At 49.3% G+C, this 20,546-nt stretch carries 19 protein-coding genes; 9 read left to right on the top strand and 10 right to left on the bottom strand.

The window, feature by feature from the left end; all coding sequences use genetic code 11:
• Positions 1-40 precede the first annotated feature (40 nt).
• Positions 41-511: a YbjN domain-containing protein gene (locus tag SYN6312_RS14550; RefSeq protein WP_015125658.1), complete on the top strand. Its 471-nt coding sequence runs from the start codon at positions 41-43 to the stop codon at positions 509-511.
• 319 nt (positions 512-830) lie between these two features.
• On the opposite strand, the gene SYN6312_RS14555 is transcribed toward SYN6312_RS14550, so the two are convergent.
• Both SYN6312_RS14555 and tyrS read right to left on the bottom strand, forming a co-directional pair.
• Entirely contained in the window at positions 831-1,844 is a 1,014-nt protein-coding gene (locus SYN6312_RS14555) for a sulfate/molybdate ABC transporter ATP-binding protein (protein WP_015125659.1), read from the bottom strand.
• Positions 1,845-2,002: 158 nt separating this feature from the next.
• On the bottom strand, positions 2,003-3,229 hold the full coding sequence (gene tyrS, locus SYN6312_RS14560; RefSeq protein ID WP_015125660.1) for a tyrosine--tRNA ligase: 1,227 nt from the start codon (positions 3,227-3,229) through the stop codon (positions 2,003-2,005).
• 231 nt (positions 3,230-3,460) lie between these two features.
• On the opposite strand from tyrS, the gene SYN6312_RS14565 reads away from it, so the two are divergent.
• Positions 3,461-5,374, top strand: coding sequence for a transglycosylase domain-containing protein (locus SYN6312_RS14565; RefSeq protein ID WP_015125661.1), 1,914 nt, complete (start codon positions 3,461-3,463; stop codon positions 5,372-5,374).
• Positions 5,375-5,569: 195 nt separating this feature from the next.
• Here SYN6312_RS14565 and psbM read toward each other — a convergent pair whose 3' ends face one another.
• Together psbM and SYN6312_RS14575 are read right to left on the bottom strand one after the other, a co-directional pair.
• Positions 5,570-5,677 carry a photosystem II reaction center protein PsbM gene (gene psbM, locus SYN6312_RS14570; protein WP_015125662.1) on the bottom strand — a complete coding sequence of 36 codons (108 nt, stop codon included), beginning with the start codon at positions 5,675-5,677 and terminating at the stop codon, positions 5,570-5,572.
• An 80-nt stretch (positions 5,678-5,757) separates the two neighbouring features.
• Positions 5,758-6,081 carry a 2Fe-2S iron-sulfur cluster-binding protein gene (locus SYN6312_RS14575; RefSeq protein ID WP_015125663.1) on the bottom strand — a complete coding sequence of 108 codons (324 nt, stop codon included), beginning with the start codon at positions 6,079-6,081 and terminating at the stop codon, positions 5,758-5,760.
• Positions 6,082-6,372: 291 nt separating this feature from the next.
• On the opposite strand from SYN6312_RS14575, the gene psbB reads away from it, so the two are divergent.
• Together psbB and SYN6312_RS19130 are read left to right on the top strand one after the other, a co-directional pair.
• Positions 6,373-7,905, top strand: coding sequence for a photosystem II chlorophyll-binding protein CP47 (psbB, locus tag SYN6312_RS14580; RefSeq protein WP_015125664.1), 1,533 nt, complete (start codon positions 6,373-6,375; stop codon positions 7,903-7,905).
• Between the two features lie 21 nt (positions 7,906-7,926).
• Positions 7,927-8,025: a photosystem II reaction center protein T gene (locus SYN6312_RS19130; protein WP_015125665.1), complete on the top strand. Its 99-nt coding sequence runs from the start codon at positions 7,927-7,929 to the stop codon at positions 8,023-8,025.
• Between the two features lie 119 nt (positions 8,026-8,144).
• Here SYN6312_RS19130 and ybeY read toward each other — a convergent pair whose 3' ends face one another.
• The 3 genes from ybeY to SYN6312_RS14595 form a co-directional block, all read right to left on the bottom strand.
• Entirely contained in the window at positions 8,145-8,660 is a 516-nt protein-coding gene (gene ybeY / locus SYN6312_RS14585; RefSeq protein ID WP_015125666.1) for an rRNA maturation RNase YbeY, read from the bottom strand.
• Entirely contained in the window at positions 8,660-8,818 is a 159-nt protein-coding gene (locus tag SYN6312_RS14590; RefSeq protein ID WP_156805062.1) for a DUF3285 domain-containing protein, read from the bottom strand. Before SYN6312_RS14590 ends, ybeY begins: the two co-directional genes overlap by 1 nt.
• 167 nt (positions 8,819-8,985) lie before the next feature.
• On the bottom strand, positions 8,986-9,996 hold the full coding sequence (locus SYN6312_RS14595) for a hypothetical protein (protein ID WP_015125668.1): 1,011 nt from the start codon (positions 9,994-9,996) through the stop codon (positions 8,986-8,988).
• 411 nt (positions 9,997-10,407) lie between these two features.
• On the opposite strand from SYN6312_RS14595, the gene SYN6312_RS14600 reads away from it, so the two are divergent.
• Together SYN6312_RS14600 and asnS are read left to right on the top strand one after the other, a co-directional pair.
• Positions 10,408-11,181 (top strand): FHA domain-containing protein, encoded by a 774-nt coding sequence (locus SYN6312_RS14600; protein WP_015125669.1) that lies wholly within the window; start codon positions 10,408-10,410, stop codon positions 11,179-11,181.
• 166 nt (positions 11,182-11,347) lie between these two features.
• Complete coding sequence (gene asnS / locus SYN6312_RS14605; RefSeq protein ID WP_041430884.1) at positions 11,348-12,733, top strand: asparagine--tRNA ligase; 1,386 nt, start codon at positions 11,348-11,350, stop codon at positions 12,731-12,733.
• A 144-nt stretch (positions 12,734-12,877) separates the two neighbouring features.
• Here asnS and SYN6312_RS14610 read toward each other — a convergent pair whose 3' ends face one another.
• The 3 genes from SYN6312_RS14610 to petH all read right to left on the bottom strand — a co-directional run bounded on the left by SYN6312_RS14610 (position 12,878) and on the right by petH (position 17,509).
• A complete protein-coding gene (locus SYN6312_RS14610; protein WP_015125671.1) occupies positions 12,878-14,815 on the bottom strand; it encodes a DICT sensory domain-containing protein in 1,938 nt (645 codons plus the stop codon).
• A gap of 89 nt (positions 14,816-14,904) precedes the next feature.
• The gene (gene ftsZ, locus SYN6312_RS14615; protein ID WP_015125672.1) at positions 14,905-15,996 is read right to left on the bottom strand and encodes a cell division protein FtsZ; all 1,092 of its coding nucleotides are present in this window, start codon (positions 15,994-15,996) and stop codon (positions 14,905-14,907) included.
• 316 nt (positions 15,997-16,312) lie between these two features.
• Complete coding sequence (gene petH, locus SYN6312_RS14620; protein ID WP_015125673.1) at positions 16,313-17,509, bottom strand: ferredoxin--NADP reductase; 1,197 nt, start codon at positions 17,507-17,509, stop codon at positions 16,313-16,315.
• Between the two features lie 486 nt (positions 17,510-17,995).
• On the opposite strand from petH, the gene SYN6312_RS14625 reads away from it, so the two are divergent.
• The 3 genes from SYN6312_RS14625 to SYN6312_RS14635 are packed head-to-tail and all read left to right on the top strand — an operon-like array spanning position 17,996 to position 20,459.
• The gene (locus SYN6312_RS14625; protein ID WP_015125674.1) at positions 17,996-18,307 is read left to right on the top strand and encodes an HU family DNA-binding protein; all 312 of its coding nucleotides are present in this window, start codon (positions 17,996-17,998) and stop codon (positions 18,305-18,307) included.
• An 8-nt stretch (positions 18,308-18,315) separates the two neighbouring features.
• The gene (gene cobD, locus SYN6312_RS14630) at positions 18,316-19,431 is read left to right on the top strand and encodes a threonine-phosphate decarboxylase CobD (protein WP_015125675.1); all 1,116 of its coding nucleotides are present in this window, start codon (positions 18,316-18,318) and stop codon (positions 19,429-19,431) included.
• Positions 19,432-19,460: 29 nt separating this feature from the next.
• On the top strand, positions 19,461-20,459 hold the full coding sequence (locus tag SYN6312_RS14635) for a ribose-phosphate pyrophosphokinase (RefSeq protein WP_015125676.1): 999 nt from the start codon (positions 19,461-19,463) through the stop codon (positions 20,457-20,459).
• Positions 20,460-20,546: the final 87 nt, after the last annotated feature.

Here is a 20,546-nt window from a genome sequence, read left to right on the forward strand (position 1 = left end):
CGATAAGCTAGTGAATGATGACTTTGGATAACGCTCTCCTATGACCTTAGACCCCATAGCCCCGACTTTAGCTCCTGACTCTGAGGCTAGTCTAGAGTTGGGCTTAAATCCGATTGAAATTATTGAAGCCGTTATTTCTGGCCTGGATCAATCGGGCAATCCCCTCGTCAATCACTCAGACGACAGTTCGATTTGGAAATTTACCTACGGCAGCGCGACTGTTTTTGTTCAACTCACGGGGATTGGGGCCGATAGTACAATCACCACTTGGTCACCTGTACTGAATTTACCAGTCGCAAATCCTCCTGGCCTGTACGAAAAACTCTTAGAACTCAACTGGTTAACGACCCTAGAGGCCCGCTTTGCCATTTTCGAGCACCAAGTGATGATTCTCACCAGTCGGACGTTGGCTGAAATTGGGCCGGGAGAAATTGCGCGGGGAATTACCATTGTGGCTAACCTGGCTGATGATTATGACGATGCACTCCAGGCCGAGTTTCCTGCTGCCTAATTTTTTAATGGCGAGATGAATAAAGAGAACCGATCCAGCAGTTATTGGAGCAGTGCATCAGCCGCCCAGTTGTATTTAACTCTTTTGAGCGAACAACTCTGATGATCAGGCTGATGGTTTGGGGCCTGGGGTGAATCGTCAGCAAACTGAGCGGGGTTATCCTCCATTCTGGGAGCACTTTGGGTGTGTCGGGATCGGGAGCAGCTAAGTCCGCTTGAAATGTCCTCTATTTTCACTATTGCCGAGCATTTTTAGATATGTTTACGGCTGCTATGATTCTGGCTGATCAACCCAGGATCGATCCTAGGTGTATCAAACTCTAAATTGAGTAATAGAGGGGAAATGCCTTAGACTCTTTCGGCGAAACATGAACCTTTTGCTGGGGTTTCAGTTGCAGTTGATCATAGTTTTCCCGAGATAAATGAGCCGTTAACACCTGGCCATCATCCAACGTTAACTCCACCTGAATTTCCCATCCCAAATGAATAATTCGACTAACCCGTGCTGGAGCCGTTATCCCATTGGGGGATGTTGAAATGAGAATGTCATGGGGACGGAGGAAAATATCACATTGAGGAGCCTCGGCCTGGTGCTTAAATATTCCTGAGGAACTGGGTAAGACATTGACCGGGCCAATAAAACTCATCACAAACGGACTGGCTGGGTGATCGTAAATTTCCGCCGGAGAACCGACTTGCTCCACTTTGCCCTGATTCATCACCACAATTTCATCCGCCACTTCCATCGCTTCTTCTTGGTCGTGGGTGACAAATACAGTGGTGACATGGACTTCATCGTGTAACCGCCGCAACCAGGCCCGGAGATCTTTCCGCACCTTGGCATCCAAGGCTCCAAAGGGTTCATCCAAGAGTAAGACTTCTGGCTCCACGGCCAATGCCCTAGCCAAAGCGACCCGCTGCCGTTGCCCGCCGGAAAGTTGGGACGGATAGCGATTACCCAGGCCTCCCAGTTGGACTAATTCCAATAATTCATCCACACGGGCATCAATCTTTGCCTTGGGGGTTTTGCGTAGTTCCAGGCCAAAAGCAATATTTTTACGGACATTCATGTGCTTAAAGAGAGCGTAATGCTGGAAGACAAAACCAATATTGCGATCCTGCACACTTTGATGAGTCGCATCCTTACCCGTCAGTAAAATTCGGCCCGTATCAGGAGTTTCTAGGCCCGCAATCAAGCGCAACAGAGTGGATTTGCCAGACCCCGACGGCCCCAACAGCGCTACGAGTGAGCCACTGCCAATGGTTAAGTCCACCTGCTGCACAGCCTGGAAACTCCCAAACTGCTTGGAGACGTTTTCAATTTGAATGCCCATGACTCCAATGCTTAGCCCTTAAATCCGACTTTCCACATCAAGTTACCGTGGTTTTGGCAATTCGTCAAACATGGAACTGAGGCGTTGGCAAGGTTGAGACCGCATTTACTGCAACTGGACAATGGCCAATGGGGCCGGGTTTGTAAAAGTCTGGGAGATTAAGGGGTAAACCGGATAAACTTTTTCTTGCCCACTTGCACAACTTTGCCCAGTAGGTCCTCAATGGCCTGGATCTGCCAATCCACATTGGTGATCTTCTCTCCGTCTAAGCGAACGCCTCCCCCTTGAATTTGACGGCGAGCTTCACTGCTACTCCCACAGATTGGAATTAAGCCCAAGATATAGAAGAACTTGGCCGGTAAGCTAATCGCTCCTAAGGAAAACTCAGGAATTAACTCACGATTTTGACTCACTCCAGAGAGGACAATGGCCTCTAGCTCGGCCTGGGTTTGATTGGCAATCTCTGCTCCATGGTACTGAGTCACGATTTCTTTGGCCAATAATTTTTGTTTTTGGCGTGGATCATTGGGGAGTTGCTCTAGGGGCAAATTGGTCAATAGCTCAAAATATTGATCAATGACTGCATCCGGAACTTTTTCTAGCTTGGAATACATCGAAACAGCATCTTCCCCCAGGCCAACATAGTTTCCCAGGGACTTTGACATTTTCTGCACCCCATCTGTACCCGGCAAAATCGGCATCAACAGGCCAAACTGTGGCGGCAAGTGAAAATGTCGTTGGAGATCTCGCCCCACGGCAATATTAAACTTTTGATCCGTCCCCCCCAGTTCCAGATCACTTTGAATCGCCACCGAGTCATAGCCCTGCATCAATGGATAAAGAAACTCATGGAGATAGACAGGTTGCCCTTGGTGATACCGTTCGGCAAATCCTTCCTTCGCTAACATCTGTCCAACCGTCATTGTGGCTAAAAGCTGACCAATTTTGCTCAGGTTGAGGGATTCGAGCCAAGTGGCGTTGTAGCAAATCTCCAAACGACCGGGGGTGGCAAAATCCAAAATGGGCCGAACTTGATCCAAGTAACTGGCTACATTAGCGGCAACTTGCCCTGCTGACAACTGGGGACGCACCTCCGACTTACCCGTTGGATCCCCAATCTGGGCCGTAAAATTTCCCATAATCAAGACCGCCGTGTGACCCGCATCCTGAAACGCCCGCAGTTTACGCAAAACAATACTGTGGCCCAAATGCACCTCTGCCCCAGTCGGATCAATCCCCAACTTAACCCGGAGAGGACGATTAATCTCCTGTATCCATTGCCAAAGGTTTTCAGCGGATTTTTGAGAATCTGGATTATGGGGGAAAACCTCACTCACTCCCCGTTGTAAGCGACTTAACACATCAGGCCTGGCTAGATTAAGCATGAGTCATCACACAAGTAGGAAATACAATAGCAACAGGACAAGGAGTTATTATATTGCGAGCGTAATAATTTAAGTACATTAGGGGCAATTAAGGGGATAAATCGCAAATGTTATGCTACCAGAGTAGGCGGAATCACCAACCGGATAAAGTGACAGGCTCCGACCGGCCTGGAACACCCCAGCTATTCCTTATCCCGACCTTCTAGATTATCTTTGATTGGGTCAGTCGACGTGCCAACCAATACCATTAGTCCCAAAAGCCAAACCAGGCCTGCCCTGAGCGGGTTTTCTAAATCGGTTCTCCAGGTGGCAGGACAAACCGCATTACTGGTGGCCATGGTCGGTAGCGCAGTGGTAGCTGGAGGTTTACTCGGCCTGGCCATTAGCTTTCGGAACTTACCCGATGTCCGGAGTCTGCGCGGCTATATTCCCAGCGAAACAACCCACATTTACGATGTTAACGGGACATTACTCCTGAGCCTGCATGATGAAGAGAATCGGGAAGTCGTCCCCCTCAATGAAATTTCTCCACATCTGATTCGGGCTGTGATTGCCTTTGAGGATAGTCATTTTTATCAACATCATGGCATTAACCCGGTTGGGATTGGGCGGGCGTTAGTGACGAACTTAACCGCTGGGCGAACCATGGAAGGGGGATCAACCCTAACGATGCAGCTCGTTAAAAACCTCTTCTTAACCCCAGAACGGGCCCTGGGGCGGAAGGTTTCCGAAGCCGTTTTAGCTCTGCGCCTTGAGCAAATATTTGATAAGCAACAGATTCTGGAGATGTACCTGAACCAAGTCTATTGGGGGCATAATACTTACGGGGTACAAACAGCCGCCCGTAGCTATTTCAACAAACCTGCGGCTGACTTAACCCTTGCTGAAGCGGCCATGATGGCGGGCATTATCCAGGCCCCAGAAGCTTTTAGTCCCTTTATAGATTTTAAAACCGCCAAACAGCGTCAGGGATTGGTCTTAGAGCGGATGCAGGAGTTGGGCTGGATTACCCCTCAAGAGGCAGCCGTAGCCCGGAACCAAAACATTCAGCTTGGAGAAATCACCTCCTTTAGCGGTAGCCGCAGCCCCTACATTACCGACACTGTGATGCAGGAACTCAGCCAGCGGTTTGGGCGAGAAGCGGTGATTAAGGGAGGAATGCGCGTCCAAACAACTTTTGACCTCAAAACCCAAGAAATCGCCGAAAAAGTGGTTAAAAATGCAGCTAAACGCCTAGCCGGAGTTCGGGCCGAGCAAATGGCTTTAGTGGCGGTCGATCCCCGCACCCACTACATTAAGGCAGTTGTTGGTGGGGTAGATTATCAGAAAAGTCAGTTTAATCGTGCCACCCAGGCCATGCGCCAACCGGGTTCTGCCTTTAAGCCCTTTGTCTATTACCAGGCCTTTGCCAGTGGCCGTTATACCCCAGACTCTTCCATTACCGATTCTCCAGTCACCTATCGGGATGGCGGTGAAGTTTACAGCCCCCAAAATTATGATCGGAGCTTCTCTGGTTCCATGTCTATTCGTGCCGCTCTGGCTTCTTCGCGCAACATTCCCGCGGTTGTTTTAGGGCAACAGGTGGGGATCAATAAAGTCATTGAAACCTGTCGAATTCTGGGAATTAGAAGCCCCATGCTCCCCGTGATTTCCTTACCCCTTGGGGCGGTGGACTTAACCCCCCTAGAAATTACCAGTGCCTATGCCACATTTGCCAATAACGGCTGGCAGTCGGAAACGACATCTATTGTCCAAATTACTGACAATACCGGCCATCTCCTCCTTGACAATACCCCCCGTCCCAAATTAGTCCTTGACCCTTGGGCCGCCGCTGCCCTCAACAATGCCATGCAAAGCGTCATTACTAGCGGAACAGGGACAGGGGCGGCGATTGGACGACCTGCGGCCGGCAAAACTGGCACAACCTCCTCGGAACGGGATATTTGGTTTGTCGGGTATGTACCGCAATTAGCAACCGCTGTTTGGGCCGGAAACGATAACTATGCGCCACTGGGCAAGGGAGCGACAGGTGGGGGGATGATGGCTCCGATTTGGCGGGAGTTTATGTCCCAGGCCCTCAAAGATATTCCAGTAAAATCCTTTGCGCCAATGTCCGAATTTACCCGCCCCAAACCCAATAAATAATTAGAGGTTTAATATCCAGCCCTTGCGGAGAACGGGCCTAAAAATATCCCTTAGCCTCAGTGAAGTAAGAGTGAATCAACTCCAAAGCAAAGGGAATTTAACCTAAATTTATTTTTATGAGATACCCAGAGGGTTAAACCAGATTTTCCAAGCATGATCATACCTAGAGGACTCAGGTTAGGACTCTGAAAATCCCTAGTTTTTTTGCTGGGCCTCGGTTTGCACAAAGAGAATAATCAAAAACACTGTCGGTACGAGGACGAACAAGGCAGTCGCAACCAGGCCTAAATCATTAACTTCCATTGCCAAAAACCTCCCTGAGTAACTTTAATTTCCACAAAATACTAGGCATCAACCCAGACCTGCTAAATACGGTAACACTTCTAGGGCTTGGTTTTGACAGTCACCGGGCCATTCACTTTGGTTTGACAAGCAAGACGAAAGGACTCTGGTTTTTTCTTGAGCTTGCGGTTTTCCACCGGGGTACGCTCCGAGAGATTTTCCATGCCCTCGACAATTTCCACAATGCAAGTCCCACATTGTCCATAACCATTACAATTCATTAACTTACCTTTCAAAGTGTAAAGATCGATCCCCGCTTCTAAGGCTCGTAAACGCAGATTTGCCCCAGTAGCGGCGACAACTTCTTTGCCTTCTTTAACAAACGTAATATTGGTCACACGGACATCCTCAATCGTACTTGCCATAGGGTCTAATGCTAGTTACACTTCTTTATACATTCTCATTCTGGCAGAAAACTCCTTGGGTATTGGCTATATTGCGGTTAGGTTGACAGCTAACTCAGCGTTAGAGCAAATGCACAGTTCCCCGTACCTCTTGTTTCAAGAGCGATGAGTGGATTGGATAGCTCCGGCCCGGCCTGTTGCGTCTGACCTGTGATAGCAGTCCCGAATGAGTCTTGATTGCTGAAAATTGCTGGTAGATAATAAAAATTCATCATGCAAACCCTTAAGTTTTGTATAGGAGGCCTGTAGTCAATGGGACTACCCTGGTATCGCGTTCATACGGTGCTGATCAATGATCCAGGCCGGTTAATTGCCACCCACCTGATGCATACAGCCCTCGTTGCAGGTTGGGCCGGCTCGATGGCTTTATACGAATTAGCCATTTTTGATCCAAGTGATCCTATCCTCAACCCCATGTGGCGGCAAGGGATGTTTGTTCTGCCCTTCATGACTCGTTTGGGTGTGTCTGGATCTTGGGCAGGTTGGAGTATTACGGGCGAAACCGGCCTTAACCCTGGTTTCTGGAGCTATGAAGGGGTTGCTATTGCCCATATTGTCCTTTCGGGCTTGCTGTTCCTGGCGGCTTGTTGGCACTGGGTCTATTGGGATTTGGAACTCTTCCGCGACCCTCGCACGGGAGAGCCAGCCCTCGACTTGCCAAAAATGTTTGGGATTCACTTGTTTTTGTCTGGTTTACTCTGTTTCAGCTTTGGTGCTTTTCACTTAACAGGATTGTTCGGGCCTGGGATGTGGGTTTCGGATCCCTACGGTTTGACCGGAAGTATTCAACCCGTTGCCCCGGCCTGGGGGCCTGAAGGCTTTAACCCCTTTAATCCAGGGGGAATTGTTGCCCACCACATTGCCGCCGGGATTGTTGGGATTATTGCTGGGTTATTCCACTTGATTGTCCGCCCGCCCCAACGCCTCTACAAAGCCTTGCGGATGGGGAATATTGAAACCGTTCTCTCGAGTAGTATTGCCGCCGTCTTCTTTGCGGCCTTTGTCGTCGCGGGAACCATGTGGTATGGCAGTGCCGCAACGCCGATTGAACTGTTTGGGCCGACTCGCTACCAGTGGGATAGCTCTTACTTCCAACAGGAAATTAACCGCCGGGTGCAAACCTCTTTGGCCAATGGGGCAACGGAAGCCCAGGCCTGGTCTGCCATTCCCGAAAAGTTAGCCTTCTATGACTACATCGGGAATAACCCTGCCAAAGGGGGTCTGTTCCGGGTTGGAGCCATGAATAGTGGCGATGGCATTGCGCGGGGTTGGGATGGTCATCCTGTCTTCCGTAACAAAGCGGGTGAAGAACTCTATGTCCGCCGGATGCCGAACTTCTTTGAAAACTTCCCGGTGATTTTGACCGATAAAGATGGCGTGGTTAAAGCTGACATTCCTTTCCGACGGGCTGAGTCAAAATATAGCTTTGAGCAGCAAGGTGTCACGGTTAGCTACTACGGTGGTGCATTGAGTGGACAAACCTTCAGTGATGCCAACACGGTGAAAAAAGCCGCTCGCCGGGCCCAGTTGGGTGAGGCCTTTGAATTTGACCAAGAAACCCTCAACTCTGATGGGATTTTCCGCACCAGTCCGCGGGGTTGGTTTACCTTCGGTCATGCGGTCTTTGCGTTGCTCTTTTTCTTTGGTCACATTTGGCATGGAGCACGGACACTGTTCCGGGATGTCTTCTCCGGGATTGATCCAGAACTTTCTGCCGAACAAGTGGAATGGGGCTTCTACCAAAAACTGGGAGATGTCAGCACCCGCCGCAAAGAACCTATTTAATCCTCACCAGCGAGTTTAACTATGGAAAGCATTGCTTACGTCTTTATTTTTGCCTGCATCATTGGCTTATTCTTCTTTGCAATTTTCTTCCGGGAACCCCCGCGGATTACCAAAAAGTAAGAGGGTTTAACTCCAGGGCCTGGGTTCCTTAAGTCAGGTTCGGGTTACAGGCAAGCTGAACTAAATTATCTTGGCAATAGTCATTCTTACGGGAGTGGCTATTTTTTATGGGTTAAATTTCAAAACTCTGAACCAGGCCCCAACCCTAAGCCGATACCCTCAAGACACTTTTTTTGTTCGCTAATCATGGTGGTCAAACTGTCTGCATCAGGATGATCCCAGCCCAGAAGGTGTAAAAAGCCGTGGGAGGCTAACCAGGCCAGTTCGGTTAATAATTCATGGCCCTGGGCCTGGGCTTGCTGGGTTGCGGTTGTCAGAGAAATAACAATATCCCCGAGATAGACCGGTTCGGTTGGCTCATCAAAGACAGGGAATTCTACCTCTGAAGCAGCAAAAGCTAATACATCAGTTGGTCGATCAATCTTGCGATACTGGGTATTTAAGGCCTGAATTTCAGCATCATCCGTCAGCCGCAGGGTTAACTCATAGTCTCCAGACTCAGGCATCAACAACTCTGACCATCGCTGAAACCAGGCCTGCCATTGGTCTGAGTTAATAATTTCTGGCTCAACATTGAGGGTGTCCCCAACTTGCAGACAGAGTTCTACCCGCGGCGAAATTGAACGGATATTCATTAGCGCGTCAAATAGGCCAGGCCAATCAAAACACCCAATAAGCCAATGGTTGTTAGGGCAAAGTGCTTCAGGGATGTTCCAGATTTTTTCACCATATTCCGCATGGCCAACTTCACATAACTATCTGGGGGGGGAGGTTGGGGAGCGGGACTATCCACAGCAGGCTCTAGGCTGTCGGGGGACTGATCCTCGGGCAAATTAGTAGTCACATCAATCTCCAAAATGTAAAAAAAGACCTGTCTTAGTTCAGTGTCGTGACAAAAATTAATCCTTTCCTATTCTAGGGCTTGAAATCGTCCATTCCGGCAGATATAACTGGGGTGGCCTACTTTCCCTGTCCCTCCTTCACCATCCGCTCAATGGTCATGGCCCGTAGGAAGGGATCTGGTCCTTCAGGAAAAACTTCATAAAAATCATTGCCCGGTAAGCGCATGAGTTGAATGTAGTCTTTATCGTTCTGGATGAGATATATTCCTGGTGGCCAGGCCTTGGCGCTTTTGACAGGCATCGGTAGCTCTTGATGATGAGTGCCATCAGAAACATAGCGAATGACTTGAAAGGTTGGCCGATAAATGACCCGATCTTTACCCGTTTCAGCATCTCGAATTTTCCGGAAAATAATTCGGTCAAGCACACGGGGAACAATTTCCGTTTCACTGCCCCCTTGTTGCAGGTTTAACTCAATAAAAACATCCTCTAAGGTTTTTTCTTGAAATGGATTAGTCGGCTCCAAGGCAGACTGAACTGCTGCTTCGGCCGCGATGAGGGGTTCTGGCTCTGGTGCTGGCGTTTCTGTTTGCTTTTGCTTCATCCGGCTGAGAATATCTTCCAAGTAGGTCAGTTCAACAGCCGTAATTTTGCCATAACTTAGTAACCAAGTCTGTAAACTAACTGCCACGGAGGGTTCCAGGCCTTGGATGAATTTTTTAAGATTTAACTCCTCAAATCGAATAGACTTTAGGAACAGTTCTGTTTGTCCCAAAATCATGGAAAAATCCATCAATTCCATTCTTTTCCCGCTGGGGTAGAGATCTCGAATATCCAAATTAATTTGAATTGGGTGAGTGGAAATTTGATAGATCATGTCATAGAGCCAGTCTAGGGTAACAATCTCCTGATCAATCATCCAAAGAGTGAGATTAAACGCAGTTTGGGCATCTACTTCCCGAGCGAGATATTTGAGAATAACTTGATGGGGATCGACTTGCAGTAACTCAAGAAAAAACTCTAACTGCTCTGTCTTGAGAGTTAATTGAGAATAGGATTTAATTTTCTTGAAAACAGCCTGATCCCGTGGCGAGAGTTGGGCAAAGGCTCGTTGTTCATTACCAAACATTGTGGTAGCTCACTGGGCTATTTTGTGATGACTGAAGCCAGGACTGTTTTCACAACCAGAGATGATAAAGTGATCATCCTGATGAGTCTGGAATTAACAGGGTGAATCGAGCCAGACCACTGGCAACATCAAGGTCGGCTTAGGAGGGCAGGGGCTAGTCAGCCAAATAGAAAACTATTGAATGTTATCCTACCCTGAAGTACCCTGCTTGATAGCAATTCTTTGTGCTTATTCACGTTCCTTATGTTCGGTCTAGGGGGGCAATTTCTCCCTCAACCTGGTAACAATTATTAACTCAGTGATCAAGATCACCGCCATGCCCTATTTTCATAGCCGAGAGTAGGGGTAATGAGGTTAGCTGCCAGGGGACTTTATAGATTCTGGCCTGGACATTGCGGGGAAGAAGCATCAATGAATAAAGATCAAGACGAACGCCATGTTCTGATTATTAATGGTTTGCAAGGTCGCCAGGCCATTGCCCTAGAAGCGGCTGCCTATTCCGTGGGTCGAGATTTAACCAACGCCATTGTTTTAGACTTTGACACCGTATCCCGACAACATGCCATCTTGCTCCGGGTTCCAGTTCCTGGCACGAATCAATACCGTTATCGCCTAGTAGATGGCAATGCCGATGGTAAACCTAGCACCAATGGCACATTCATTAATGGTAAGCGCTGTCTGAGTGAGCAATTAAATCATGGGGATACGATTCTATTTGGGCGGAAAATTAAGGCAGCTTATTTGACTGTGGCCATGGCTGAAAATGAGTTTAGTAGCTATTTGGAATCCATCGCCTACCAAAGCATCAAATCCCAAACCCTTAGTCCGAAAGAAACCTTGGTTGGTACAGAGTTTTCCGGGGAACAACTGGCTCAGGAATTAAATAAACGCACCAAGGATGTTGAGTTTCAGCCTTTGGTGGCAGGCCCGATCAAAAATTCTGAGCCGGGTAGTCTGGTTGGGGAAACTACGGGACAGTTGGTGACAGAAAAAGCTGCCCCAGAGAGCAACACCTTGAAGGCAACGGTTCACGAACATGGCTTGGATCCGGCCCAACGGCTAGGTTTACAGCGAACTGTGGCGGCTGTTGTGGTTGTGTTAGCCCTAGTGACAGGGATAGGACTCTATATCCATTCTCAGCAACCGCAGCCCGGCCTGGAAAACTCACCTACCCAAGCCCCATAAGTTCAAATCTCTGGCCGGTTTTATTCACACCCCCTTCATAAGGCTCGTGACGATGCTCATTGTTCATAGGCAGCTACTTGTTTAACCATTGGCAGAATCTCTTGTCCAGAAAATATTGTTCTGATGCCCTAAAATTGAAGAGTAGCCCTTGGAATATGAACACCCTATGTCTCGGATTAAATCCCTTTTAGCCATTGGCCAACCTGGAGATGCTGTCTGCGTAGAGGGCTGGGTGCGGACGAAGCGAGAGTTAAAAGACTTTGCCTTTCTGGAAGTTAACGATGGCTCTTCTTTATCTGGCCTACAAGTGGTGCTAACCCCGACCCTTCCGAACTATGAAGCTCTCATCAAACAAGTTAATACCGGGGCTGCGGTGTCCTGTGAAGGGGTACTAGTCGCATCTCAAGGGAAGAACCAACGCATTGAACTCCAGGCCCAGGCCCTGACACTGTGGGGTGAAGCAGATCCGACTACCTATCCCCTCCAGAAAAAACGCCACAGCTTTGAGTTTCTTCGCACCTTGGGGCATTTACGCGGACGCACCAATACCTTGGGGGCCATGTTTCGGGTTAGAAATGCCTGTGCAACGGCGATTCATCAGTTTTTCCAAGCGCGGGGGTTTCTCTGGGTCCATACACCGATCATTACCGCCAGTGATTGTGAAGGGGCCGGGGAAATGTTTGCGGTCACCAGCCTCAATTTACAAAACCTGCCCAAGCTCCCCAGTGGAAATATAGATTTTAGTCAAGATTTTTTTGAACGGCCAGCCTATCTCACCGTTAGTGGGCAGTTGGAAGCCGAAATTATGGCGATGGCCTTTAGTAATGTCTATACCTTTGGGCCAACCTTTCGGGCTGAAAACTCCAATACCTCCCGCCATTTAGCCGAATTTTGGATGGTGGAGCCGGAGATGGCCTTTTGTGATCTGGACGGGGATATGGACTTAGCAGAGGATTTTCTCAAGTTTATTTTTCGCTATGTGCTTGACCATTGCCCAGAGGATATGCAGTTTTTCCAAGACCGGATTGACAAGACCGTGTTAGAGACGGCTGACCAAATTATCAACAATGAATTTGCCCGGATTACCTATACGGAAGCGGTGGCACTCTTAGAGAAATGTGGGCGGGTGTTTGAGTTTCCGGTCGAGTGGGGCCTGGATTTGCAATCGGAACATGAGCGATATTTAGCCGAGGACTATTTCAAAAAGCCAGTCATTGTCACGGACTATCCCGCTAAGATTAAAGCCTTTTATATGCGCCTTAGTGAGGATGGACAAACCGTGCGGGCGATGGATATTCTTGCGCCCAAGATTGGAGAGATTATTGGTGGTTCTCAACGGGAAGAACGCCTCGACATTCTCACCCAACGCATCCAGGCCCAGGGGTTAGACCCACAAACCTATTGGTGGTACTTAGATTTACGCCGCTATGGAACTGTGCCGCACGCGGGCTTTGGCCTGGGCTTTGAGCGATTGGTGCAGTTTATGACCGGGATGGATAATATTCGGGATGTGATTCCCTTTCCTCGCTTTCCAGGTAGTGCCGAGTTTTAGCCTCAATTCGGACATTTGACGTTGATCATCACCACGCTACCCAACCCACTGAGTCAGCTTGATTCCGGGCATATTGACTGATTCGCGACCTCCCGGCAATCCTGAGGAGTCCCTGTCTAGTCGAGGTTTAAACAAGCACCTACCCTAAGAGGCCGTGGAAGTGTTGGTAAAGTCAGCAATCGGAATCGTGAAATGAAAGGAACTCCCTTGATCCCGTCCGGCTGATTCCGCCCAAATTGTCCCGCCGAGGTTCGTAATCACTTGCCGACAAATAGCGAGACCCAGGCCTGTTCCCCCGGCTGAACGTCTTAAAGCTCCCTCCTCCTGATAAAAGCGATCAAAAACTGCCTCCAAGCGATCCGGTTCAATCCCACGCCCCGTATCCGTGACCGTAATTTCCAACATTCCTGGGGCCTGGGGCTGGGCAGCAATCCGAATTTCCCCCGTTTGTTCTGTAAACTTACAGGCATTATCTAAAAGCTTCGAGAGCACCTCCACCAACCATTCCCCATCGGCTCGGACAAGGGGCAACTCCTCCGGCAAGACCGTGACAATCTCTGGGAGTTCTTCTTTGGGGGTGCGCAAACTGGTCAACGCCAAATCAACAATTTCCTGCATCGGAATCGGCTCAGGATGCCACTGAACGCGGCCACTTTCCAATTGGGAGAGGGTGAGAAAATCCTGGATGAGTTTCCGCATCCGTTCCGCATCGTTCAAGGCGGTAGAGAGCATGACCTGGCGCAATTCTAGGGGCATATCCGGCTCACTGGCCAAACTTTCTAGGCACACTTGAATGGTAGATAGAGGGGTTCGCAGTTCATGGCCGGTAATGGCAATTAAATTACTGCGGGTTCGGTCAAGGGCTTCTAATTGGCTGTTGAGGTCTTCCAAGTCGGCGTAGGATTCCGCTTGAATCAGAGCCACACCCACCTGAGTTGCGATGGCTTCCACCAAATCGACATCTGTTTCCGCCCAGGCCCTGCTCTCCTGCCGATGTAATTCCACCACCCCCAACAACCGCCCTTGGTACAGGACTGGAGCTAAGAGTAGGGCTTGAATCTGATGGGATTGGAGCAGGTCATGGTATTGGCTACGCTCTAGCAGACGGGGATCGCTAGGAACGGACTCCACGGTCACAGGACGCTGGCTACTGACTAACGTTTGAAACAGGGGATTTTGTTGTAGGGGCCAGGTATGGGCACGCAGGGAGCTAGCGGAGGAGAGGATATATTCGTGGTACAAACGGGTACTTAAATCACTGGCTTTACAGCGGTAAATTAAGCAGCGTTGACAGCCCACGGCCCGGCCCAATTCCGTCACTGCAACTGCGAGGATCTGCTCTGGATCCAGAGAACAGCGAATCGCAGCCGTAATGGAGTTAATCAGGCGTTCTTTGCGTTCTTGAATCGAAATTTGTTTATAGGCCTTATTCTGCTTGTACTGGCCGGCCTGGAGATAGGTGACTAGACGATCCGCAAAGGGAGCTGGATCGCTGCCATGACTGCTCTGGGTCAGATGATCCCCCACCCGCGCTAACCCTTGTTTCAGCTTCTTTTTCAGATGGGGGCAATAGTGCTGGATCCGCTCTAAGAGAATTTGGGCCGCAACAGCAGTCGTTTGACGCTCAAAAGTCCAAATCCCTTCAAAGCGGCGGGCCTGGTCGAGGTGGAGTTGCTGGGTATCCGCGAGGGCCTGGGGCGAGAGAGGGATTTCCCGACAGATTAAACAAGCGGCATAATCCCGACTAAGAGCCACCAAATGCCATTCTTGACTAAGGGCATCAGCAGGATCAAAGGCAACAGTTTCATAATGATCAGAACAATTAGTAAACTCGGTTTCCGGAGCGGCTAGGACATAAACTTGATCCGATTTACTGGCAATGCGCAAATACCGATGAGCTTCTTGGCGATAGAATCGTTCTCGCTGAAAGCTAGCAATGATTACTGGCGCGTCCTGCCCCGCTAACACCTGGTCTTCCATCGCGTGGGAGAGGGCCGTCAAGGAGGACTTGAAGTACATCTGCGGCCGCAAGTGGGGCTGGGCCTGGAGGAGTTCCTGCAACACAGATGTAGAAAGAGGCATGGGTGATCTGACCCAATCAAACAGTAGTGAACTCAAGCGGTTGCCATGGATTTTTCCATGGTATTTCCTAGACTACCGGATTTATGCCCTCAGGGCTGGGAACGGCGTTTTTGGAGGAAATCAGGAATGTCTAGCTTAGGCTTGTTGGTATCTGTAGCTGACAGGGAAATATTGGGGGGAGATGGGTTAGTCACCGTTGCGGAAATGGGACGGATATTTTTTTGCTTATTGATAGTTTTGGGCTCAATCCCCCCCGAAAACCCCGTCGCAATCACCGTTACCTTAATTTCCCCTTGGAGGGAATCATCGACAACTGCCCCAAAGATAATATTGGCATCTACATCCACCACTTCATAGATTACTTCAGCAGCGGCATTGACCTCATGGAGTGTCAAGTCAACCCCACCCCGGACGTTGAGGACAATTCCTCTGGCTCCTTCGATAGAGGATTCCAAGAGCGGCGAGGAAATGGCCGTAATGGCAGCTTCCCTGGCCCGAGACTTACCCGAGGCAACCCCAATACCCATCATGGCGGAACCCGCATCGGCCATCACCGCTCGGACATCGGCAAAGTCCACATTAATCAGGCCGGGCAGGTTAATAATGTCTGAAATACCCTGTACCCCTTGCCGTAAAACATCATCGGCCACTTGAAATGCTTCTTGGACGGTGGTTTGCTCCGAGATCACCGAGAGAATCTTATCGTTGGGAATGACAATTAAAGTATCAACGCGACTTTGGAGAGCTTCGATTCCTTCTTCAGCCTGTTGACCCCGGCGGCGACCCTCAAACGTAAAAGGACGTGTCACCACTGCTACGGTTAAGGCTCCCTGCTCTTTGGCCACTTCGGCCACTACAGGCGCTGCTCCAGTCCCAGTTCCCCCTCCCATGCCACAGGTAATAAAGATTAGATCGGCATCTTTGAGGGCATTGGCTAGGTCTTCTCGAGATTCTTCAGCTGCTTTTTGTCCAATGGAAGGATTCCCCCCGGCTCCCAGGCCACGGGTCAGCTTATTGCCCAGTTGTAAACATTGATGGGCTAAGGATTGGGACAGGGCCTGGGCATCGGTATTAACAGACCAAAATTCGACACCGGCAACCTGGCTACTAATCATCCGGTTTACGGCATTTCCACCACCACCACCGACTCCAATTACTTTGATTTTGGCTGCATTTTCCACGAATTATTCCTAGCTCCCTACCACCGTCATTGCTGATTGGTTGTGGCGTATAACTTTGATCTGTAAACAAATTCACCGTTACTTAAACTTAAAATTGTCCCAGTGTCAAGATAAACACCGCCCTAATAACGCTCTATCTTAGGGGTAAATGGCAGATTTTGGCTGGTCTTCATCATCTGTAAAACAATATTTTTAGGTTTTTAGGTTGTGATTTCAAGAAAAATGGTAGGAAAGCCCTGAGATCATGACATCTCAGAATCTCCCACCATTACTGCGGGGTTAGTAATTAGACGAGCTTGAGTTTGAGTCCCAGGCCCTAGTAGGTTTCAACGTGCCAACGTCCTTCTTTTTTGAGGGTACCTTTTAGGAAGTCAGTCCAATCCACCCCATTTTTAGCTGCGGCTTGGGTCATGGCTTCATCAATTCCTGGTTCCATCCCCTTGAGACCACACATATAGACGTGGGTATTTTTCTGTTGAATCAGATTCCAGAGTTCGTCCGCGTGTTCGGCAATCCGGCCTTGGATGTACATTTTACCCCCGTCTGCTGTTTTCTGTTCTCGGCTGATGGCATAGGTGAGGCGGAAATTATCGGGGTATTTCGCTTGAATTTCCTCTAACTCTTCTTTGTAGAGGATGTTGGGAGTATAGGCTACACCAAAGAATAACCAGGCCAAGCCCTTGAATTGATAATCTGGGTTATTTTCTTTAAACATCCGCCAAAGATAAGCTCGGAATGGGGCAATCCCCGTCCCAGTTCCCATCATGATGATCGTCGCAGTCGGATCATCAGGCAGGAGCATTTCTTTGCCCACAGGCCCCGTGACTTTCACCTCATCTCCGGGTTGGAGTTTATTCAGGTAGGAGGAACAGACTCCATAAACCTTCTCGCCTGTTTCCTTATTCTTGTACTCTAATTGGCGAACACAGAGGGAAATGGTTTTATCATCAACCCGATCCCCGTGACGAGTGGAGGCAATGGAGTAAAGGCGGAGTTTGTGGGGTTTGCCTTTATCATCCGTACCGGCCGGGATAATCCCAATGCTTTGGCCTTCCACATAGGTGAGTTCACTGCCTTCGAGATCAAACATAATGTGCTTGACCGTCCCTTCTCCCCCTTCCCGCACCAGTTCTTCGCTTGAGATGACCTTGCTGATGAGCGGATTATTGGGGCGATAGGTGTTGACGGGAACATCCGCTTTTGCTTTTTTGGCGGTAGGTTCTGGGGCAGGTGTGGCGGCTTCAACGATGGGGGTGACGGGAGAGACAGTGGCCTGGGCAGCAGTTTCCGCAGTGATGGGCAGAATACTGATGATCTTGCCCCCTAAGCGGGAGATTTCTTGCATGAACTGATTCATGCGGGCATAGGGGACGTTATAAAAAACACTGCCACTGCGCCGAATTGCATAATCGGATTTATCGCTTTCACTGCTTTGGCGGAGGCCGACAACTTCGTAACGGAATATCCGGTTGCCGAAACCTGTATTTCCAGTAACCGCACTCGAGTTAAACATTGGCGCAACGTTCTCCCAGACTAGACTTTCAAAAATAACTGATTCGATCTTTATAACTTATCTTAAATAATTTCATGCTCCGTAATCCTGAAAAAAGTTTAATGATTTTCCAGGCCCCGGCTCACTTTTTAAGAGTATAGGGGGAAATATTCTCTACTATCAATAAGTTTCCGTCCTGATTAATATCCACCAGCAGGTAACAGTAAAACCCATCTATATCCAGGGAACATAGGGGAATTTGAATATTCTCTGTCCTGCCAGAATCCTTAGTTGATAGGCGTTAAAGCGGCTTTGTAACGAAAGAATGCGGGTTTGGGGGCAAAATCTGGATAAAAAAGGGCTGAAATCCATATAAGTTAATGGTTTTCCCGATCCAGATGCTATTTTTCTGTTCTAGAATGAGGCATTGGATTATTCAGCCCCGAAAATGTTCCACGGCTGACCAGAGTTGCTTCAGACCCCCTTAACATTTAATTGGAGAAGTCTATGAACAAGGCCGAGTTAGTTGATGCAGTTGCAGATAAGGCAAATGTCACAAAAAAACAGGCGGAAGTTGTCATCTCGGCCGCCGTTGATGTGATTATGGATGCCGTAGCCGATGGCGATAAAGTAACCCTGGTTGGCTTTGGGGCCTTTGAACCCCGGGAGCGCAAAGCACGGGAAGGACGCAATCCCAAAACGGGTGAAAAAATGGAAATTCCGGCCACTAAAGTTCCAGCTTTTTCGGCTGGCAAATTGTTCAAAGAAAAAGTCTCTCCCCCTGCGCCCCCGGCCCCAACCCCTGGTAAAAAGAAATAAATTTCCCCTTGAACTTACCACCGCGCCATGGTGGAAATCTCCGTTGGGCAGCAACTTTAGCCGGTTGTGATTCAGCGGAGATTCTTGATTTTTCAGCCAGTATCAATCCGTTGGGGATGCCGGAGTCGGTGCGGCCCGCCCTGAAAGAGTCATTCGATCTAATTCAGCACTATCCCGACCCAGATTGCTTGAGACTGCGCCAGGCCCTTAGTCGTGTTCATCAACTTGATCCAGATTGGCTATTAGTCGGGAATGGGGCGGCGGAACTGCTCACTTGGGCGGCCCGAGATTTAGAGCCGTTTCAACCCGTGGGCCTGCTAACACCAGCATTCGCGGACTATTACCGGGCCTTAGAGGCTTTTGGCGTGGCATCTTATCCAATTCCTTGGCAACGTTGGCAGCCACCAAAACTATCTTTATCATCCTTATTTCCCCCAGAACTGACCGGGCTAATTCTGAACAACCCCCATAATCCCACAGGGCAACTTTGGCAGCAATCAGATTTGTTAGCACTGTTACGAGGGCGAACCTGGGGCCTGGTGGTTGTGGATGAAGCTTTCATGGATTTCTGCTCTCCGCAGACAACTCAAAGCCTGATTCCTTGGGTACAAGAATTCCCCAATTTGGTCGTTTTGCGCTCTTTGACTAAGTTCTATGCCTTACCCGGCCTGCGGATTGGCTATGCTGTTGGCCAACCATCCCGATTAAGCCAATGGCAACGGTGGCGAGATCCCTGGACTGTCAATAGCTTGGCCCTGGTCGCCGCAGAAGTGGGTCTAGAGGATCGGCAGTTTCAAAGACAAACCTGGGCCTGGTTACCGGATGCCCGAGAGAGTCTTTATCAAGGATTAATCAGGATACCAGGCCTGGTTCCCTATCCCAGCGCGGCGAATTTTATCTTGGTGCATTACTCCGGCTCCGTCCTGACACTGCAAACCCAACTGTTAGAAAGGGCGCGAATTTTAATTCGGGATTGCCTGAGTTTTCCAGAATTAGGGAATGGGTATTTTCGTGTAGCTGTCCGCACTCATGCCGAAAATCAACAACTCCTAACGGCATTAGCCCAAATCCTAGAGTCAACGAATGATCGCCGTTCCCAGGCCGAAAAGAGGATGCTAGGATAGCTGGTAAGGCATTTTCTTGAGGACTTGTGGTGATACGCCCAGCAACCCTTCCCCTGCCCTTGCCGGCCCCAACCACCTATCTAACTGATCACAGTCGTCTTAAGCTTTTCTCTGGTTCTGCTAATCCCCCCCTTGCCCAAGAAATTGCCCATTACCTTGGTATTGACCTAGGGCCAATGGTACGCAAGCGGTTTGCGGATGGAGAGCTTTACATCCAAATCCAAGAATCTATCCGGGGCTGTGATGTTTATCTGATTCAACCCACCTGCCAACCCGTTAATGATCACTTGATGGAACTCTTGATCATGATTGATGCCTGTCGGCGGGCCTCAGCGCGGCAAGTGACGGCGGTGATTCCCTACTATGGCTATGCCCGAGCCGATCGCAAAACCGCAGGCCGGGAATCCATTACAGCCAAGTTAGTCGCAAACTTGATTACCCAGGCCGGGGCCAGCCGGGTTTTGGCCATGGATCTCCACTCAGCCCAAATTCAAGGCTACTTTGATATTCCTGTGGATCATGTCTATGGCTCTCCCATTCTGTTGAATTATCTGCGTAGTAAAGACTTTTCGGATTTGGTCGTGGTGTCCCCAGATGTTGGCGGTGTCGCCCGAGCCCGCGCCTTTGCGAACAAACTCGATGATGCCCCCCTCGCCATTATTGATAAACGCCGCCAGGCCCACAATGTTGCGGAAGTGATGAATGTAGTCGGGGATGTGGCAGGGAAAACAGCGGTCTTGGTGGATGACATGATTGATACGGCCGGGACGATTGTCGAGGGGGCGCGCCTACTGCGAAAGGTTGGGGCCAAAGCTGTCTATGCCTGTGCCACCCATGCCATTTTTTCACCGCCGGCCATTGAGCGTCTCTCCAGCGGTGTTTTTGAAGAGGTGATTGTCACCAATACCATTCCTGTCGCCGAATCTAGCTATTTTGAACAATTACGAGTTCTGTCTGTCGCTAGTATTGTCGGGGAAACCATTTGGCGAGTTCATGAAGATAGCTCAGTCAGTAGTATGTTCCGCTAAGGTCTAAAGCCCTTTAAATCCAACTAACGAGAAACTACTCTGAAGGGATCAATCTCCAACCAAAAAAGTTAGCCCTTATAATTTCTA

The sequence above is a fragment of the Synechococcus sp. PCC 6312 genome, assembly GCF_000316685.1.
Lineage (GTDB): Bacteria > Cyanobacteriota > Cyanobacteriia > Thermosynechococcales > Thermosynechococcaceae > Pseudocalidococcus.

Excerpts from the sequence above, each read along its gene's own strand:
- ybeY (WP_015125666.1), bottom strand. The coding sequence starts at position 8,660 with ATGAATATCCGTTCAATTTCGCCGCGGGTAGAACTCTGTCTGCAAGTT.
- psbB (WP_015125664.1), top strand. The coding sequence starts at position 6,373 with ATGGGACTACCCTGGTATCGCGTTCATACGGTGCTGATCAATGATCCA.
- SYN6312_RS19130 (WP_015125665.1), top strand. The coding sequence starts at position 7,927 with ATGGAAAGCATTGCTTACGTCTTTATTTTTGCCTGCATCATTGGCTTA.
- petH (WP_015125673.1), bottom strand. The coding sequence starts at position 17,509 with ATGTTTAACTCGAGTGCGGTTACTGGAAATACAGGTTTCGGCAACCGG.
- asnS (WP_041430884.1), top strand. The coding sequence starts at position 11,348 with ATGTCTCGGATTAAATCCCTTTTAGCCATTGGCCAACCTGGAGATGCT.
- SYN6312_RS14610 (WP_015125671.1), bottom strand. The coding sequence starts at position 14,815 with ATGCCTCTTTCTACATCTGTGTTGCAGGAACTCCTCCAGGCCCAGCCC.
- psbM (WP_015125662.1), bottom strand. The coding sequence starts at position 5,677 with ATGGAAGTTAATGATTTAGGCCTGGTTGCGACTGCCTTGTTCGTCCTC.
- SYN6312_RS14625 (WP_015125674.1), top strand. The coding sequence starts at position 17,996 with ATGAACAAGGCCGAGTTAGTTGATGCAGTTGCAGATAAGGCAAATGTC.
- SYN6312_RS14555 (WP_015125659.1), bottom strand. The coding sequence starts at position 1,844 with ATGGGCATTCAAATTGAAAACGTCTCCAAGCAGTTTGGGAGTTTCCAG.
- SYN6312_RS14575 (WP_015125663.1), bottom strand. The coding sequence starts at position 6,081 with ATGGCAAGTACGATTGAGGATGTCCGTGTGACCAATATTACGTTTGTT.
- SYN6312_RS14600 (WP_015125669.1), top strand. The coding sequence starts at position 10,408 with ATGAATAAAGATCAAGACGAACGCCATGTTCTGATTATTAATGGTTTG.
- SYN6312_RS14595 (WP_015125668.1), bottom strand. The coding sequence starts at position 9,996 with ATGTTTGGTAATGAACAACGAGCCTTTGCCCAACTCTCGCCACGGGAT.
- SYN6312_RS14550 (WP_015125658.1), top strand. The coding sequence starts at position 41 with ATGACCTTAGACCCCATAGCCCCGACTTTAGCTCCTGACTCTGAGGCT.
- tyrS (WP_015125660.1), bottom strand. The coding sequence starts at position 3,229 with ATGCTTAATCTAGCCAGGCCTGATGTGTTAAGTCGCTTACAACGGGGA.